The sequence below is a fragment of the Polaribacter sp. genome, from assembly GCF_051251875.1.
GTDB lineage: Bacteria > Bacteroidota > Bacteroidia > Flavobacteriales > Flavobacteriaceae > Polaribacter.
In genome coordinates this window covers 115,519-135,570 of the sequence record NZ_JBPOGL010000004.1, presented here as the reverse complement: position 1 = coordinate 135,570, position 20,052 = coordinate 115,519, and the positions used below count along the sequence as shown (strand labels likewise).

General features: G+C 31.7%; 13 protein-coding genes. All 13 read left to right on the top strand.

Going from position 1 to position 20,052, the window contains the following annotated elements; genetic code table 11:
• The first annotated feature begins 7 nt into the window (after positions 1–7).
• The 13 genes from ACSHW5_RS03520 (at position 8) to ACSHW5_RS03460 (ending at position 19,952) form a co-directional block, all read left to right on the top strand.
• Complete coding sequence (locus ACSHW5_RS03520) at positions 8–1,603, top strand: sulfatase family protein (RefSeq protein ID WP_435674730.1); 1,596 nt, start codon at positions 8–10, stop codon at positions 1,601–1,603.
• Between the two features lie 42 nt (positions 1,604–1,645).
• Complete coding sequence (locus tag ACSHW5_RS03515) at positions 1,646–3,976, top strand: alpha/beta hydrolase fold domain-containing protein (RefSeq protein WP_435674729.1); 2,331 nt, start codon at positions 1,646–1,648, stop codon at positions 3,974–3,976.
• Between the two features lie 129 nt (positions 3,977–4,105).
• Complete coding sequence (locus ACSHW5_RS03510) at positions 4,106–5,302, top strand: DUF6786 family protein (protein WP_435674728.1); 1,197 nt, start codon at positions 4,106–4,108, stop codon at positions 5,300–5,302.
• A gap of 5 nt (positions 5,303–5,307) precedes the next feature.
• Positions 5,308–6,897 carry an alpha-L-fucosidase gene (locus ACSHW5_RS03505; protein ID WP_435674727.1) on the top strand — a complete coding sequence of 530 codons (1,590 nt, stop codon included), beginning with the start codon at positions 5,308–5,310 and terminating at the stop codon, positions 6,895–6,897.
• Positions 6,890–8,380 (top strand): sulfatase-like hydrolase/transferase, encoded by a 1,491-nt coding sequence (locus tag ACSHW5_RS03500; protein WP_435674726.1) that lies wholly within the window; start codon positions 6,890–6,892, stop codon positions 8,378–8,380. The genes ACSHW5_RS03505 and ACSHW5_RS03500 overlap by 8 nt, the downstream gene beginning before the upstream one ends.
• On the top strand, positions 8,377–9,411 hold the full coding sequence (locus tag ACSHW5_RS03495) for a family 43 glycosylhydrolase (protein WP_435674725.1): 1,035 nt from the start codon (positions 8,377–8,379) through the stop codon (positions 9,409–9,411). Before ACSHW5_RS03500 ends, ACSHW5_RS03495 begins: the two co-directional genes overlap by 4 nt.
• Before the next feature lie 488 nt (positions 9,412–9,899).
• Complete coding sequence (locus ACSHW5_RS03490; RefSeq protein WP_435674724.1) at positions 9,900–10,124, top strand: hypothetical protein; 225 nt, start codon at positions 9,900–9,902, stop codon at positions 10,122–10,124.
• 238 nt (positions 10,125–10,362) lie between these two features.
• The gene (locus ACSHW5_RS03485) at positions 10,363–14,364 is read left to right on the top strand and encodes an RHS repeat-associated core domain-containing protein (RefSeq protein WP_435674723.1); all 4,002 of its coding nucleotides are present in this window, start codon (positions 10,363–10,365) and stop codon (positions 14,362–14,364) included.
• Between the two features lies 1 nt (position 14,365).
• Positions 14,366–14,824, top strand: a complete 459-nt coding sequence (locus ACSHW5_RS03480) for a T9SS type A sorting domain-containing protein (protein WP_435674722.1) — start codon at positions 14,366–14,368, stop codon at positions 14,822–14,824.
• Positions 14,825–14,992: 168 nt separating this feature from the next.
• On the top strand, positions 14,993–15,226 hold the full coding sequence (locus ACSHW5_RS03475; RefSeq protein WP_435674721.1) for an HTH-like domain-containing protein: 234 nt from the start codon (positions 14,993–14,995) through the stop codon (positions 15,224–15,226).
• A gap of 3 nt (positions 15,227–15,229) precedes the next feature.
• The gene (locus ACSHW5_RS03470) at positions 15,230–16,798 is read left to right on the top strand and encodes an N-6 DNA methylase (protein WP_435674720.1); all 1,569 of its coding nucleotides are present in this window, start codon (positions 15,230–15,232) and stop codon (positions 16,796–16,798) included.
• Positions 16,782–18,449, top strand: coding sequence for a DUF559 domain-containing protein (locus ACSHW5_RS03465; protein WP_435674719.1), 1,668 nt, complete (start codon positions 16,782–16,784; stop codon positions 18,447–18,449). The genes ACSHW5_RS03470 and ACSHW5_RS03465 overlap by 17 nt, the downstream gene beginning before the upstream one ends.
• A 42-nt stretch (positions 18,450–18,491) precedes the next feature.
• Positions 18,492–19,952: an ATP-binding protein gene (locus ACSHW5_RS03460; RefSeq protein ID WP_435674718.1), complete on the top strand. Its 1,461-nt coding sequence runs from the start codon at positions 18,492–18,494 to the stop codon at positions 19,950–19,952.
• The last annotated feature ends 100 nt before the right edge of the window (positions 19,953–20,052 follow it).

Sequence of the window (20,052 nt, the reverse complement as noted above, 5' to 3'; positions counted from 1 at the left end):
TAAAAAATTGAAATATATTTCGATAACTACTCTTAAAATAGGTCTATTATCTATGTTGTTTTACAGTTGTGACTCATCAACGTCGGTGGCACAAGAATTACCCAACATTGTTCTAATTAATGCTGATGATTTGGGGTATGGAGATTTAGGTTGTTATGGAGCAACCAAAGTAAAAACACCAAATATTGATAAACTAGCTCAAGAAGGAAAACGATTTACAGATGCACATTCTGCCTCAGCAGTTTGTACACCTTCAAGATATGCATTGATGACAGGTCAATATCCTATAAGAGCAAATAATGGAAAAGGAATTTGGGGACCTGCACCTATAACTTCAGAATTAATTATTGATACAAAACAAGTAACAATTGCAGATGTTTTAAAGAACAAAGGTTATGCAACAGCAGTGCTTGGTAAGTGGCATTTAGGCTTTGGAACAGGTGAAAATGATTGGAAACAACCACTAAGTCCTGGACCAAATGATTTAGGGTTTGATTATTATTATGGAGTGCCAATTGTAAACAGTGCACCTCCTTATGTATATGTTGAAAATACGAGTATTGTAGGGTCAGATCCTAATGATCCTTTGATATATATAGGTAAAGGAAAACCCAATGAAGTAACTCCAATTACACCAATTCCTAAAGAAGCTTCTCAGAGAACTACAAATAGGTTTAAAGGTGCTGTAAAAGCGCATAAATTATACAATGATTATACCGTAGGAACTGTTTTAGCTGAAAAAGCAGTAAATTGGATTACAGATAAAACTACCAAGAACAAAAAAGATCCGTTCTTTTTATATATGGCAACTACACATATTCATCACCCATTTACTCCTGGTAAAAATTTCCAAGGAAAAAGTGATGCAGAATTGTATGGCGATTTTATTCAGGAATTAGATTGGATGGTTGGTGAGATAATATCAACACTAAAAAAACAGGGAGTAAGTGACAATACTTTGGTCATTTTCACCAGTGATAATGGAGCAATGTTAAATTTAGGAGGAAGAAATGCTATAAAAGCAGGACACAAAATAAATGGTGATTTATTAGGCTTTAAATTTGGAGTTTGGGAAGGTGGTCATCGAATTCCTTTTATTGCAAAATGGCCAGGAAAAATAGAGGCAGGAACTACATCAAATCAACTGATTTGCAATGTAGATATGTTGGCTACATTTAAGGCAATTACGAATCAAAATTCGAAAGAATTAGATGATACTGATAGTAAAAATATTTTACCAACATTATTAGGAAATCCAATAGAACCAATTAGAGAAGAATTGATTTTAGCGCCAAGAAAAGAAGGTCATTTATCTCTAAGAAAAGGAAAATGGATGTATATTCCTGCACAAGGAAGTGGTGGATTTAAAGGATCCAAACCAAATCATCATGCTTGGGGAGGTGCACCTGCAACAGCTTTTGTAGGTAGTAAAAACAGTGATATTGAGAATGGTGAAATAAAAAAAGATGCACCTTTAGTACAATTGTATAATTTAGATGATGATAAAAATCAAACCACAAATGTATTTAACCAATATCCTGAAGTTGTGAAAACTATGGAAACTAAATTAAAAGAAATAGTGAACAGTAATAAACAACAATAAAAACTATATATAAGAGCCTTAAAACGTCTAAAATTAAAATATATGAAGATTTTCTTAGTAACATTTTTTTTATTGTTTTCTAACATCATAGCTCATGCAGAATCAGTTGCTTTTAAGGAAAAAATGAAACCTGATTCATCTGTTGTTTACAAAACTTTGGATAACAAGAAGTTGTCACTTCATATTTTTAATCCTGAAGGACATAAAGTTACGGACCAGGTTCCAGTAATCGTGTTTTTCTTTGGTGGTGGTTGGACTAGTGGAACTCCAAAACAATTTTACGAGCAATCACGTTTTTTTGCTCAAAAAGGAATTGTTGCCATTTCAGCAGAATATAGAGTTAAGAATAAACACAATACAACACCTTTTGATGCAGTTTCTGATGCAAAATCAGCAATTAGATGGGTTCGTAAACATGCCAAAAAATTAGGAATCAATCCAAATAAAATAGTTGCTGCAGGTGGTTCTGCAGGTGGCCATGTTGCAGCATGTACAGGTGTTATTGAAGGGTATGAAGAAGAAAATGAAGATTTGTCTTTCAGTTCTAAACCTAATCTTATGATACTGTACAATCCTGTATTAGATACAACTGAAAAAGGATATGGAATTGCGAAAGTTGGTGAAGAACGAAAAACAGATATTTCACCAAATCATCATATAAAAAAAGGCATTGTGCCTACTTTAGTTTTTCATGGAAAAGCAGATAAAACAGTACCTTTTGAAAATGCAGAACGTTTCAATTTGTTAATGAATGCAGCTGGAAATACCTGTCAGTTAGAATCTTATGCAGGAAAAGATCATGGTTTTTTTAATGGGCCTTTTTTTCGTGCTAAAAAAGCAGATAAAATAGTTTATAACGAATTAATGGATAAAAGCTACGCCTTTGTAAAAGCTCTATTTAATAATTCTGAATTAAAACTTTCTCCTATTTTTAGTAATCAGATGGTACTACAACGTGGTATGCAAGTTCCTGTTTGGGGAACTGAAACTGCAGGTCAAGAAATTTTGGTGTCATTTGCAGGACAACAAAAAAGGACAACTGCAGATGAATCTGGAAAATGGAAAATTCAATTAGATCCTTTGAAAACTTCAAAAACAGGAAGTAATTTAATTGTTAAAGGAAAAAACGAAGTTGTTATTTCTGATGTTTTGGTGGGTGAAGTTTGGATTTGCTCAGGGCAATCGAATATGCAAATGAATGTTAAGATAGTGCCAAATATTCAAGCATTAGTTTCCAAAGCAAAAAACATACGAAGTTTTGAAGTAAAAAGAACAGTTTCATTAAAGGAAGAAGAAAATGTTAAAGGTACTTGGACAAATCAAACTCCAATTAGTGCAGTTGCCTTTTCTTTTGCATATCATTTAGAAGAAATGAGTGATGTGCCTATTGGTATTATTCATTCTTCTTGGGGAAGTTCATCAATAGAAGCTTGGATGCCCAGAAATATGACAACCGAATTTGATTATTATAAAACCATAATGCAAGATTTTGATGCAGATTCTGATACTCAAAATAACATTAAAACCATTATTGAAAAAGGGGAAAAGCGAACTAAAAAAGAAGATGTTTTTTTACGCAGACAACCCAATATTTTGTACAATGCTATGATGAAACCTTTGATTCCTTTTGCAGTAAGAGGACTAGTTTGGTATCAAGGAGAGCGAAATGCAAGGTATTTATCTGGAGTACCAGAAGTTACTGAGAAGAATTGGTTTCATAAGGTTATTGGGATAAAAGAATATGGTGATGTACTAAGTTCTTGGGTTCAAAACTATCGAAAAGAATGGAATAAAGAAGACATGCATTTTATGGTTGTTATGTTACCAGGTTATGGAAAGGGCACAGAAAAAAAGCCAAACATAGACCCACAAGATCCCACTGAAGAATCATGGGCTTGGATGAGAGAATCGCAGCTTAAAGTCTTAAAACTTAAACATACAAGTGTTATTAATACGATTGATTTGGGTGATATAAAAAATATTCATCCAAAAGATAAACTTCCTATTGGACAACGTTTGGCACTTGAAGCCGCCAAAGAAACGTTGGGTAAAAACATAGTTTCTGAAGGTCCAATAATGAAAAAAGTAGTTGTTAAAAATGAATGTTTAGTTGTAAAATATACCAATGCTGATGGATTAAAAACAACTGATGGTAAATCTCCTTCTGGTTTTTGGATAGCAGACAACACTTTGCAATGGAAACCTGCTACAGCAAATATTAAAGGAAAAACAGTGATTTTAAATTCAAATGAAATAAAAAAACCACTATATATACGTTACGCCTTTTCAGGTAAGCCATCTGTAAATTTAATAAATGGTGAAGGTTTACCAGCCTATCCTTTTAGAACAGATTCTGAAAATAAATTGAAGTAAAAAACATTCAATATCAAGTAAAAACAACAATATATGAAACAAAAACAATCACTTATATTTGTAAGAAATACAATCCTTGTATGCATTATTTTATTAACTATATCCTGTAATTCAAAAAAGAAATCTGAAATGGAAAAAGACAATAACACCTTAAATTCTAATCCTGCAAATGAGAGCACATCAAATTATGCAAACGATGTTGCTTTTATGAAAGAATATATAGAAGTCATAGAACTTACAGACCAATCAAACAACTCAAAAGTAGCAATAGCAGCAGCTTTACAAGGTAGAGTAATGACCTCTAGTGCTTTTGGTGCAAAAGGAAGAAGCTATGGTTGGATTAATAAAGAATTATTCAAATCTAAAGATACCTTAGAACATATTAATGTATTTGGTGGTGAAGAACGTTTTTGGCTTGGGCCAGAAGGTGGCCAATATTCAATATTCTTTAAAAAAGGAGCAAAATTTACCTTAGACGATTGGTACACACCAAATCTTATCGATTTAGAACCTTTTAATGTAAAAAGCGTGTCATCAAATAAAGCTGTATTTACAAAAGAAGCATCGTTAACAAATTTTTCAGGTTTTACTTTTGATATGGGTATTCAGCGGGAAGTTAGTATTCTTTCAAAACAAGAAATTCAAAAAACGTTGGGGCTTGATTCGCTTTCAGAAACTATTAAAACGGTAGCCTATCAAACAACAAATATCATGACTAATTTAGGAGAATCTGATTGGAAAAAAGAATCAGGTTTGCTTTCTATTTGGATGTTAGGCATGTACAATCATTCACCAAACACCACTATTTTAATTCCTTATGTTCAAGGTAATGATTCTGAGTTAGGTAAAGTAGTTAATGACACTTATTTTGGTAAAGTTCCTTCAGATAGATTAGTAGTTAATGATAATGTTATCTATTTCAAAGGTGATGGAGAATATCGTAGTAAAATAGGATTATCTCCGGCTAGAGCCAAAGACATTGCAGGTTCTTATGATTCTGAAAAAGGCATTTTAACTATTGTAAAATACAATAAACCTGAAAGTGCAACAGATTATGTAAATTCTATGTGGGAAATTCAAGACAACCCATTTGAAGGTGATGTAATAAATGCTTATAATGATGGAGCACCAGAACCAGGAGCAAAACCATTAGGCCCTTTTTATGAATTAGAAACATCATCACCAGCTTTGGCTTTAAATGCAGGAAAAAGCGCAACCCACATTCAACTAACCTATCATATAGAAGGAGACGAAGCTAGTTTAAATCCAATTATTAAACAACTTTTTGGAACAACTGTTAAGGATATAAAAACGGCATTTAAATAAAAAAAATGAGAATTACTAATCTATTATATATTGTTATAGCATTGTCTTTAGGAGCTTGTATTACAAAGCAAAATATAAATGAGAATGTAAAATTACCTTATGACGGTAGTTGGGAGGCTTTGCAAAAAATGCCAATTCCAGATTGGTTTAACAATGGCAAAGTAGGAATATTTATCCATTGGGGACCTTATAGTGTTATAGGTCATAAAAAAGGAGGAAGAGGTTATGCAGAACATGTTCCTAAATTGATTTATAAAGATACTACTTATTATTATCCATATTTGAGAGAACGTTGGGGAGCAGCACCACCAGAATTTGGTTATAAAGATATTGTACCTGAATTTAAAGCTGAAAACTGGAATCCGGATAAATGGGCTAAACTTTTTGCTGAAGTTGGTGCAAAGTATGTGGTGTTAACTGCTGAACATCATGATGGCTGGGCCAATTGGGATTCAGAATTAACTCCTTGGAATGCTAAAAATATGGGACCTAAAAGAGATTTAGTAGGAGATTTAGGAATAGCGGTTAAAAAACAAGGATTAAAATATGCTCCCTCATATCATAGAGAAAGACATTCGAGCTTTTTTACTTCAAAACAATATGTTGTGAATGCAAAACCACATGCCGATATTTTGGAGGAAATCAAAAGAAATCCAGAAGCAGCATCTTTATATGGACCATTTGGATTTGATAAAACAGCTGTAGATGAATATGTAGCAAGATGGAAAGAAATTCAGAACAAATATGAACCAGACTTTTTATGGATTGATGACATTCCCATTTTTACTAGAGATGGAAATAATACCCAAGTAGAACCAAAGGTTTTTAAACCAGAAATTCAATATTTTTACGATCAATGTAAATTTATGATTACTGATTTTATGAATTCTGGAAGTCAGAAAAATCAAGAAGTGTATTTGAATAATAAAGGGAAAAATCGTAATTGGCCAGATGGTATTGGTTGTTTAGAAAAAGACAATTTAAAACTAAAAGTAATAGGTCCTAAATGGCAAAGTTGTACCACTTTCGGAACCTCTTTTGGCTATTTAGAAAATGATACATACAAAACTGCTAAAGAAATTATTTCTGAAATGGTTGAGGTGGTTTCAAGAAACGGAAATTTTTTAGTAAATATTGGCCCTAAAGCCGATGGAACGATACCAGAATTACAAGTAGATTTACTTCATAGTATGGGAGATTGGTTAAACATAAATGGAAAAGCTATATATGCAACACGTTATTGGAAAATAAATCATCAAGAAAAAGGAAATTTGGCTTTTACAACCAAGGGAACAAAACTTTATGTAATTGCATTAGATAAACCCATAGAATCTTTAGTAATTGAAGGAACTAAAGGATGGGCTAAAAATGAGGTGAAATCGGTAAATCTTTTAGGATCTGAAACTGTAATTGAATGGGAAATGACAATAGATGGATTAGAAATTATTCCTCCAACAGATTTAGGAAAGAGTAATTATGCATGGTCTTTTGAAATTGAAACTAATAAAGAACAACACAAACCAAATGTTATTCAAACAGATGCTAGCAAAGCTCTAGAGGGAACAAAAAAAGTAGACTTAGATGGAAATGATTAAAAAAGTAATTTATATATGTTTTTGCTGTTGGTTGGTTAGTACTTCTGCTCAAGAAAAAAAACCAAACATCCTTTTTATTTTTGCCGATGATCAAACATTTAATACCATTGGAGCACTAGAGAATTGTCCTGTAAAAACACCTAATTTAGATAGATTAATGGACAATGGAGTTTCCTTTTCTCATACTTACAATCAAGGTTCTTTTACTCCTGCAGTTTGTGTAGCCAGTAGAACTATGTTGGTTACAGGTGGTAATATTTGGAGGGCTGCTTCTTATTCCAAAAAAGGAAATAATAATCACGATCCTAATGCACCTAAAAACAATCCTAAATACAAGATATCTTTTAAAATGCCAAATCAATACTGGCCTCAATATCTAAAAAAAGTTGGATATGATACTTATATGTCTGGGAAATGGCATGTAGGAGAAGTAGCTCCAAAAGACATTTTCGATTTTACGAAAGATATTCGTGCAGGAATGCCAAAGCAAACAGCAAAAAGATATGCACGTACTTTTGAAAAAGATAAACCAGATACTTGGTCTCCATACAATAAAGAACTGGGTGGTTTTTGGAAAGGTGGAAAACATTGGAGCGAAGTATTGGCAGATAATGGAGTTGCTTTTATAGAACAAGCAAAGAATAAGGAAAATCCATTTTTTATGTATTTGGCTTTTAATGCACCACACGATCCTAAACAAGCACCTAAACGTTTTGTAGATTTATATGATGCAGATGAAATAAAAGTTCCTGCAAATTTTCTTCCTGAATATCCCTATAATCAGCAAGCAGGAGCAGGTAGAGGATTGCGAGATGAAAAATTAGCCCCTTTTCCTAGAACTCCCTATTCAGTTCAGGTAAACAGACAAGAGTATTATGCTAGTATAAGTCACATGGATGAACAAGTTGGTAAGATTTTAGCGGCTTTGGAAGCTTCAGGAAAAGCAGAAAATACGTATATCTTTTTTACTGCCGATCATGGATTGGCTATAGGAGATCATGGATTTATGGGAAAACAAAACATGTATGAAAGTAGCATGAGAGTTCCCATGATTGTTTGTGGTCCTAACGTGCCAAAAGGAAAAGTGATAGATGAATTTGTTTACTTACAAGATATTATGCCCACTACTTTAGAACTTGCAGGTATAGAAAAACCAACAAATATAGACTTTAATAGTTTGTTGCCATTGGTATTAGACAAAGTTAAAACCAGTAATTATCCTATTGTTTACGGAGCATATTTTGGTTCTCAAAGAATGTATAGAACAAAAGATTATAAAATGATTATCTATCCAACCGCTAATGTGGTAAGATTGTATGACATGAAAAAAGATCCTATGGAAATGAATGATTTGGCAGAGGATAAAGAAAAACATCAAGAAATTTTAGAAACCTTATTTAAGGAGTATAAAATAGTTCAAGACAATATGAAAGACCCTATAGATATTAGTATTGTTTTTAACAAATTTATCAATAAAAAATGAAAAAAATAATGAATCATAATTTTCAAGTCCAGAGTTTATTCCTATTAATTATTCTTGGTTTTTTAACTAGTTGTAGTGCTTATAAAAACAAAGAAGATAAAAAAGAAGAAGAAACTAGTCTTGTAAAAAAATCTTCTTTAAAATTTACTTATCAAGATGTAAAAGGAATTGGAAAAGACAGTCTTTACAACAGACGAGACAATAGTGATATTATAAAAGTTAACAACACGTATTATGTCTGGTATTCAAGAATGGACAGTCCAATAACTTCAGGATATTGGGCAACCATTTGGTATGCAACCTCAACAGATGAAGGTTACACATGGCAAGAGCAAGGAATGGCATTAGGTTTAGGAGAAAAAGGAGCGTTTGATAGCCATTCTGTTTTTACACCAAATATCATAGCTCAAGATGGAAAATATTATTTGTATTATACAGGAGTAAAACCAACCCCTGGAAACCCAAAAGCAGAATTTGAAGGCAACCATACTACAGATATTACAGCCATTGGACTTGCTGTTTCAGATAGCCCTAATGGTCCTTTTGTGAGAGCTGAAAATAATCCTGTTTTAACTATTAGTAAAACTGCTGAAGATTTTGATAGCTACAGAATAGACGATGCTAGTATGTTAAAAAAAGACAACAAAATATGGTTGTATTATAAAGGAAGATCAATAATTCATGGTTCAAAAGGACCCAAATTTACAGAAATGAGTGTCGCTTATGCAGATACTCCTAACGGTCCTTTTGTGAAACATAAAGGATCTCTCTTAGATAAAAGTCATGAAGTTTTAATCTGGAAAAAAGACAATGGAGTTGCATCACTTGCATCTATTAGTAAAACCATAAATTATGCGAAAGATGGTGTTCATTTTTCCATGTTGGTAGATAGTTTGACTAAAATACCCAAAGCACCAGGTTTATACAGACCAGATTTGGAAGGAAACAATGTAAATACTGAAACACCCGGTTGGGGAATTGCGATGAAAGTAAAAAAAGGAGAAGCCTATTTAGTCCGTTTTGAGATGTAAAATCTTTTTATAAAAATCAATTTTACAAGAAACACTTAACAGCCCAAACTAATTTTAGCGTCAGAAAACAGAAGCAGAATAATTGTAGTGAATTGAATATCAATATCTTCATTTACTAAATTTTCTGCTTTTATTTTATAAAAATTAAGAATATTTTACCTCCAACTCAGGTTCATTTAACAAACTTCTACGCCACTTCATGTAACCTCAACTAGCTCTTAAACACTAATAATTCTAATCAATTACAAATAGAATTTAACCCTCTAACAATCTCCAGAATTCAATTATTTACTTAAAAAGTACAGTTAAGGGTACACGGAAGTGTGCTAAAAAAAAATTCCTTTCAAACAATAAAGTTTAAAAGGAATTAAAAGTTGCTTTTGTTGGCCTACAAGCAATAATTAAAAGAGATTTCCTTCCTTAAATAAAGAGTAAGTGTTGCAAACTTTCCTGATTATAATTGACTGTATTACAGAAAAATAAATGGCATGACAAATAATAAAATGAAAGTATTGTCTGAGAAAACAATTTTAATAGTACCTGATTTAAGTGAAAATGCAAGAGATATTGCAGAAAAAAAGATTGAAGAATTAAGTAGTCTTAATATTGATGCATCAATTTGGGATCTTTCAAAAGGAATGAATGATGACGAATTGAAAGAAAAAGGATATTACAATTGTGATTTGGAGGATTTTTTAAAAAGAAAAAGTTAACTAACAATACTAAGAAAGATGTTTTTTTTGACTAGTCAACTAATTTACAACTATTTATCTGTTAATTATTTTGGGGTTATCTTTTTTTTCTTTATTTTTAACAGGAAAAAGAAAGTTTAAAAATTGCTTCACAAAATTATTATCATAAAAATAGAGAATTGAGTAAATGTTTACAACAACTAACTTAATTATTTATTGATTTTTTTTAGCTTCTTAAACTTTACTAATATAAAAAGCTATGAGAAAAATTATACTTACACTGTTTCTTTCATTTACAATATTATCTTCTGCCCAAAATGTACCAAAAGGTGTTTTAGCAGGATTAATTTTTGAAGTCTTGTATGGAAGTAATTATAACCTAAATGATAACCCTGCAATAAATTACCCGAATCCATTTGTCGATTTACAAGAAAACAGTGATTTATTTATAAAACTAAGAATTATTTCGCATTTAGATTATGGTGATGGAATTGCTCCTCTTCTTTACACCAACAATTCAACAGCTTTCTTTCCAGATATAAATTCTACCAAAGGAGAAGCACTTGTTGCTATTATGGAAGCATGGAATATTCCGCCTGCAACGACAGGTTCTTCTCCGTTCACTGATATTCCTACTAATAGTCCTTTTTTTGGATATGCAAAAAAAGCAGTTGACCTTGGTATAATTAGTAACTCAAATTCAGTTTTTTCAATAGCTGAAGAAATTACTCAAGATCAATTTGTTCTTTGGATGGCAAATCTGATAAACAATACATCTTACCACCCCATTTCTACATCAATACTTAATAATAGTAATAATTATTTTGAACCAAATACGTATTCTCCATACAATATTGGTATTTCTAGGGGATTAGAACAAGCTGTTTTTAGCCATTATGCAAAAAATAGCTTTGTAATTCCCGACAGGAAACTGAATCTAAATTTCTCACACTACTACTCGACTCAAATGGTGGAGTTGCCACAGACTTATTTTCCTATAAAACCACTTGGTCGTGGTTGGACTCATACCTATAATTCTTACATTATACGAGAAGATGACGTTATTGGTGAAGATGATTTATTTTATGTGGTATGGCCTGATGGTTCCATTCATATCTTTAATAAAGACGAAGATGAATATATTACTAAAGGAGTATATGATGAGTTTGATGAAGATAGTTCAACTAGAATTTATATTACTAAAAAAAATCAAGTTAGATATAAATATCAAAAACTCGATAGCGACAGACAAATATATTACCTCGTAGAGATTAGAGATTCAAATTATAACGAAATAAATATTGAGTATGAAAACGCAGAAGAAGACGATACAAAAAGAATAGAAACAGTAGAATCTCCTTCAGGAAAAAAACTTGAATTTAGATATCGAGATGATACGGATTTAATAGAAAGAATTGAAGACCCAATAGGAAGAAAAATTTATTTTGATTACTCTGGTGTTTCAGGAAGTTGGGTATACAAATATCCTGTGTTAATAGAATTTGATGATGCAAAGGGAAATAGTACTGTCTATAATTATGGTGTAAATAATGCTTTTGATAGCCATCTCTTAAAAAGAATAGAACTTCCTGAGGGAAATGAAATAAAAGCAGAATATGATGATAATAATAATGGGAAATTAGAATCATATAAAGTAAATAACAATGATGAAATAGAAATAGAAACTGATTTTGATTTTGGATCTGATACTCCACTACATTCAGAAGTAATTATGCCGATGCCACAAGGAGGAACCCAAAAATATAAATATGATTATAACGAAAACGGAGTGCTTACGAATTATAAAAACGATGTTGATGATGTTTCAATAAGCTACCCAACTTCTTCTTCAAGTAACGTGCCTCTTCTACCAACAAGTACAACTATTAATGGTCTTGATATTGACTATGACTATGACAGCGATGGTAACTTAGAAGAGGTAGATATTGAAAACGGAGATTCAGTAAAAAAATATGAATACGATAATGATAACAATCTTACACAATACACAGATCCTGAAGGAAATATTACCAAATTTTCGTATGATTCTAATGAAAATCTCATTGAAATAGAAGATGCACTTGGTAATAAAATTTACTACACTTATGATGCCTATGGACAATTACTTTCGGTTACAAATCAAGAGGGAATTGCTATAGAATACACCTATGAGAATGATGGAGCAGTCGCAACCATTACAGCACCTGAAGGAATTTCAAGTACTTTTGATTATGATGGTATTAATAGATTACTTTCTAAAACAGTGAATGGGTTAACATCAGAATATACCTATGACAAAAACGACAACCTTACATCTTTTACTAATTCGGGTAATCTTACCACAAGTTATAACTATAATAAGAATGATAATATTAAAGAAATAAAAAACACAAAAGGAGTTAAGACTTCTTTTGATTACAATGACAAAGACCAAGTTATCTCAGAAACCTTTGGCGGTTTAGAAAAAAATTACCGTTACAATGATGATGGTTCTTTAGAAAGGTTTACCAAACCTTCTGGAGATAGAATTGATTACGAATATGATAACGATGGTAGATTAGAAAAAATAGGAACTATATCAAATATTGAATATAACAACAAAAATCTTGTTGATGAAATTACCAATGATACTGGTACTATGGAGTTTAAATACGATAATTTAAATCGTTTAGATGAAGTAACAACAGTCCATAATTATGAAATTAAATATGACTATGAGAAAACAGGGCTTATTGAAGAAATAGAGTACCCAACAATTAATGGTGTTGAATTCGCTGTTGAGTATAATTATGATAAAAAAAATAGAGTAAGTTCTATAGAATTGCATACCAATGATGTAAATGATGGTAAACAAATTGCGGTTTATGATTACAAAGATGATGACAGATTAGAAGATATTATTTATAACAACCAAATTAAACGTTCTCTTTTTTATGATGATGCGGGAAGGTTAGATAGAGTCCTCATTTTTAACAGAAATACAAGTGATGTTATTTATAGAAACGATCTTACCCTAGATATTAGAGGAAATATTATTAGATCTGAAGAAATAGTTCCAGAAATAGAAACTGAAGGTACTTATGGAGGAAATCCTTCGGGTCCTACTGATACTAGTATTTATTCTTATAACAACACTAATCACGCAGAAACAATTGCAGGATTAAACCATACTGTAAATAATGATGGAAATACAACTGAAATAAGCAATAATATTGAAATTGAATATGATATTAATGATAGACTTACCAAATATCGAAATTATGCGAAAGTTTTTTATTATAAATATAACGCTTATGGTCAAAGAGTAGAACAAGTTAAGGATGGTGTATCTCATAAATACATACGTGATGTCAGAACTGATAATGTACTTATCGATGTTGTAGATGGCAATGTTGAGTATTACTATATCTATACTCCATCAGGAAAGTTAGTTGCAAGAATGACTCCAAGCGGAGACCTCTCATATTATCATTCAGATGTAAGAGGAAGTACTGTTGCTATTACCAATGAAGATGCAGATATAACTCACAAATATAGATATAGTGATTTTGGTAAAGTTACCAAACAAGAAGAACCAGAAACAGTACCTAATAGATATAAATATGTAGGTACTAATGGCGTAGAAACTGATGATCCTGACCTTTACTATATGCGAGCAAGGTATTATACTCCTAGTACAGGTAGATTCTTGACAGAAGACCCTGTTTGGTCTACAAATTTATACCCTTATGCTGATAATAATCCGATTAGTAATATTGATTCTGATGGGAAACAAGCTAAAAAAATTGTAAACGGAGCTGCATTATTAACAGATTTAGCGTTTGAAGGTCTACAGGCAGGAGGTCATTTATCTCTAATTTCTGGTAGTCAATTCTTATTAGTATCCTCTCTTATTACAGCTACTGATCAAAACTTAAGTTTTTATCAAAAAGGGGAATCAATTACTGTTTCTACAGCAATATTTGCGGGGTCAGCAAGTGTTTCTGCTTATGCTGCAGCATTATCAGCAGCTGGTGTAGCCGGTGCATCTGGTGTAGCTGTTCCATTGTATTTCATAGGTGAATCAGCAAATGATCATTATTATGGAATCAAATATGGTTATAACTCTGATGAATATAATGAGAATTTATCTTGGGTTGGGAAAATAGCGAAAAAAACAGGTACTTATTTTGTAAATAGTTTGTTTGATAATGTAGATGAATTTTCACTAACATACTATCAATTGCAATATGAAATTAACAAAACTTTTCCAAAAAAATAATATGAAAAAAACATTTAAATGCCTCATCATCTTCTTTGGTATAACAACCTTTGCCCAAGAAACAATAACCAATGACTACGAGTACGACAATCTAAACCGCTTAATAAAGGTTGTTTTTAATGACATAAAAGAAACAAACTATGTTTATGATGACCTTGGCAACAGAATTGGTTTAAACATAGAAACCCTAAGTATTAGTAGTGAAACACTTAAAAATACAATTACAGTATACCCAAACCCAACAGATAATTTTTTAAACATAAAACTACCCGAAACTATTAACAAAAAGAATGTTGTTTTTAAACTTTATGATATAAATGGTAAAGTAATTACTAATCACCGAACAGAAATTAAAGAAAATTCAGTACAAATAAATGTAGAAAAATTAGCAAAAGGAGTATATCTATTACACCTAATAGGAGATAACAAAAATTGGTCTCAGATATTTATTAAGAAATAATTTATTAAAAATAAAAACTCATATAATTTAAACCTCCAACAAATTTGTTGGAGGTTTTTTATTGTGTATTTTTAACAAAAAAAATGCTATTTCCGTTTACTTTTATAAGAATTCGGTTAATGAAATACCTATTCAATAAATTTTTAAAACTTACACATACAAACTATAATGACAATCAATGAACTTGGCTCAACCTTAAACGATATGTATCACAACGCTTCAAAAGGAGAAGCAGTTGCTATGATTCATCTATTTGGTATTAAATACGCTTCTGAAATTAAACAATGTGGATTCAATAAAAAAGAAATAGCTAAAGCAGCAAATGTTCCAGAATCTTTTGCAACAGAAATTAGTAAAGGGATGAAACTATCACAATTCGTTACTATTAAAGACAATATTTAATATATGGCTAAAAAAGCAACTGCTAAAAAGCAAAAATCAATAGAAGAAACGCTGTGGGATTCTGCAAACAAACTGCGCGGAACCGTTGAATCTTCAGAATACAAACACGTCGTTCTAGGTTTAATATTCCTAAAATTTGCAAGCGATAAATTTCAGAAACGCCGTCAAGAATTAATAGACGATGGCAAAGAAAAGTTTCTAGACATGGTAGAGTTTTATGCACAAGACAATGTATTCTACTTAACCGAAGAATCCCGTTGGAGCTACATTATAGCCAATGCCAAACAAGACGATATTGCACTAAAAATAGATACTGCTTTATTTACCGTAGAAAAAAACAACCCCTCACTTAAAGGCGCTTTACCAGACAATTACTTTTCACGTCTAAATATGGACGTAAGTAAACTAGCAGCTTTACTAGACACCATTAACAATATAGACACGCTAAAAGACCAACAACAAGATATTGTTGGTAGAGTTTACGAGTATTTTTTAAGCAAATTTGCAATAGCAGAAGGAAAAGGAAAAGGAGAATTTTACACGCCAAAAAGTATTGTAAACCTTATAGCAGAGTTAATAGAACCGTACAAAGGTAAAATTTACGATCCTGCTTGTGGTTCTGGTGGTATGTTTGTACAGTCTATGAAATTTATAGACAGCCATAACGGTAACAAAAAAGACGTTTCTATTTATGGGCAAGAATACACAGCAACCACTTATAAGTTAGCAAAAATGAACCTTGCCATTCGTGGTATTGCAGCCAATTTAGGTGATGTACCTGCAGACACTTTTGGTAAAGACCAACATCCAGATTTAAAGGCAGATTATATTATGGCAAATCCACCTTTTAACCAGAAGGATTGGAGAGCTACAGACGAGTTATTAGACGACCCACGTTGGCGAGGTTACGATGTGCCACAAACAGGAAATGCCAATTACGGTTGGATACTTAATATGGTGTCTAAACTCTCAGACAATGGAGTAGCAGGTTTTATATTATCTAATGGTGCATTATCTGGTGGTGGAACCGAATATGAAATACGTAAAAAACTAATTGAAAATAAATTGGTAGAAGCCATTTTAATTTTACCACGTAACTTGTTTTATACTACAGATATTTCGGTAACACTTTGGATTATAAATAACAATAAAAAGGAACGTCAAATAAAACTGAATGACGTAGAAAAAAACTACAGAAACAGAGAAGATGAAATTCTGTTTATGGATTTAAGGCAATCAGGTATCCCTTTTGAAAAGAAGTACACGCAGTTTTCAGATGAAAATATAAAAGATATTAGTGAAACGTTTCACAAATGGCAATTAAGCTCAGGAGGTTATGAAGATGTTCCAGAACTTTGTTATTCTGCAAACCTTGAGGAAGTGCGTAAAAAAGATTACTCTTTAGTACCAAGTAAATATGTAGAGTTTGTAAACAGAGATGAGAACATCAATTTTGATGATAAAATGAAGAGCTTACAAACAGAATTTGTAGACTTATTAAAAGAAGAAGCAAAATCTAAATCCGAATTACTAAACGTGTTTAAAGACTTAGGTTATGAGATTAAACTATAAACGTTTAGGTAAATACATACAAGTTGTAAACGAAAGGAATATCAATCTTGAAGTTAAAACTTTATTAGGAGTTAGTGTTAAGAAAATCTTTATTCCCTCAATAGCCAATACTGTTGGAACAGATTTTAAAAAATACAAAATTGTAAAAAAACATCAGTTTGTTTACATACCTGATACTTCAAGGCGTGGAGAGAAAATTGGTATTGCAATGTTAGATTCACATGACAAGGCATTAGTTTCTCAAGCTTATACTGTTTTTGAAATTATTGATGACGAAGCTTTAAATGCCGAATATTTAATGATGTGGTTTAGACGACCAGAGTTTGATAGATATGCACGTTTTAAATCGCATGGAACAGTTAGAGAAATTTTTGATTGGGATGAAGTTTGTGATATAGAACTACCCATCCCATCCATAGAAAAACAACGAGAAATAGTTAAAGAATACAACACTATTGTAAACCGTATTAAATTAAACGAAACCCTAAACCAAAAACTAGAAGATACAGCACAAGCCTTGTATAAACATTGGTTTGTAGATTTTGACTTTCCATTTAATTCCCCTCCTTCGGAGGGGTGTCCGCAGGACGGGGTGGTCGTTTCCTCGTCAAAGGAAAATTCTTCCAATCCATTCCATAAACGAAACACTCAGAATTACAAATCATTGCCTTACAATCCAAAACTAAAAGAAAGAGCAAAAGCATTACGCAAAGCTGGTAATCTTGCCGAAGTATTGCTTTGGAAGCAAGTAAAAAATAAACAGTTTAAGGGGTTAGATTTTGACCGTCAAAAAATAATTGGCAATTATATAGTCGATTTTTATTGCGCAAATACACAAACAGTTATTGAAATAGATGGCAGCAGCCATGATAACAAGCAGGAATATGATGCAAAACGTACCAATTACCTTATAAGTTTGGGTTTACAGGTAATTCATATCTCTACTAATGATGTAAAACAGCAAATGGAAGCAACTATGAGGTGGTTAGAAGAGCATGAGGCATTTTTACCACCCCGCCTTTCAGGCACCCCTCCTAAGGAGGGGAATTTACCAAGCGGCTACAAATCTTCTGGTGGTGAGATGGTTTATAATGAGGAATTGGATATGGAGATTCCTGAGGGTTGGGAAGTGCAGACTATAGATGAGGTTTCAAAATTGACCTATGGGAAAATGTTAGACTCTAAGTTATTTTTAGACTCAGGTTATCCTGTATTTTCAGGATATGGAATAAGGGGTTATTATTCTGAATTTATGTATGAATTGTCTCAGATTCTAGTTCTATGTAGAGGTGTAAGTGGAACAGGTCGAGTGGAAATGTCACCACCTTTTTCATACATAACAAATTTGAGTATCGTAGTCAGGTTAAATGAAAAATTATTAAATAAAGAATTTTGTTATTATTATTTAAGGAATGACAATTTACGTTCTTTAGATAGTGGTTCAGCACAATCGCAAATTACTACAGGAGATTTGGGAGCTCATAATATTTTAGTTCCAAATTTTAGCATTCAATCAAATTTTGGAAATATGATAGAAAAAATTAATGGTTATTCTAATCAAATAAAATTAACTACAGAAAAATTAGAAAAAACTAAAAATATAATCCTTTCCAAAATGTCAAAAGTAGAAACTAAAACAGTAATAGTTTAAATTACAAAGCATTGTATATTACAAAATAGAAAATAGATTTTTATGAAAAACTGGATACCAAAAGCCATAAGCTATTTAGATAAATCTTTAGGTAAAGTACCATCAGAACTCAATGAAATAGATTGGAAAGAAACACTTTCGCCTAAAAACGCAAAATTATGTCAGCATATTTCTGCTTTTGCAAATATGCCCGGAGGTGGTTTTTTAGTATTTGGTGTTAATGATAATACAGCAAATATTATAGGCATTCAAAGAAAGGAAGCAGATAATATTGTAGAGCGTTTGGCATCACTTTGTAGAGATGGTGTAGATCCGTTAGTTAAAATAGACCATAGTATAGAAACTTTTAGGGGCGAAGAATTGTTATTTGTATATATTTTAGAAAGTGCAGTAAAACCTGTTCATTTAGCAGGTAAAACCATAGAAGATAGTTTTATAAGAAGCGGTGGCACAACACGCAAAGCATCAAGAACAGATGTAGGTGCTTTAATGTTAAACAGTAAAACACCCACTTGGGAAGAATTACACGCTTCTAAACTACTTAACGAAATAGAAGTTATTACACTTTTAGAATACGATAAAATTTTAGAATTACTTGGTAAACCCATACCAACAGACATTAAAGAAATTCTAAAATGGTTAGAAGATGAAAAAATGTTGGTAGATGTAGATGGAAAAGGCTATTATATTACAAATTTTGGAGCTGTTGCTGCAGCCAAAGATTTAAATAAGTTTGATGGCTTGGCAAGAAAAGTGGTAAGGCTTATTAAATATGATGGGAAAAATAAAGCAGGTGCAAGTAAAGAATACCCCGGCAGAAAAGGGTATGCAGTGGGTTTTGAATCTTTAATTGTTTTTATTCAAGGTATTTTACAAGATAGTGAAGTTATAAAAAATGCACTTAGAGTAAATACATCTATTTATCCTGAAACTGCACTTAGAGAATTAATAGCAAATATTCTTATTCACCAAGATTTTACAATAAGAGGTTCTGGGCCAATGATAGAAATATTTGAAGATAGAATTGTATTTAGTAATCCTGGAAAATTATTACCATCAAAAAGAATAGACAGACTTATACGAACAACACCAGAATCAAGAAACGAAATTTTAGCATCAGCATTTAGAAGATATAATATTTGTGAAGAAAGAGGATCTGGCTTTGAAAAAGCAGTAATAGCTATTGAGTTATTTGGTTTGCCGCCTTTAAAGTTCGAAGAATTAGAAAATTCGTTTAAAGTTACAATGTATGCGCCTAAAAAGTATGCAGATATGACAAATGAAGAGCGAATAGAAGCTTGTTATCAGCATAGTATCATAGAATATTATGGTAATGGTGGTTTCAATAATACATCATTAAGAAAGCGTTTTGGTATGCATGATAAACAAGCGCCACAAATTTCTTTACTTATTAAAGACGCTATTGAATCGGGTAAAATAAAGGCTAAAGATGCCGATAATATATCTAAAAAGTTTAGTTTATATGTACCATATTGGGCATAAGAGTTTATTTAATTAGAAAACGGAAAAAAGTTATAACACACTCAAAATCAATATATACTTATTTAATTTCAATTCGGAAATTTGAATATATGTATTTAAT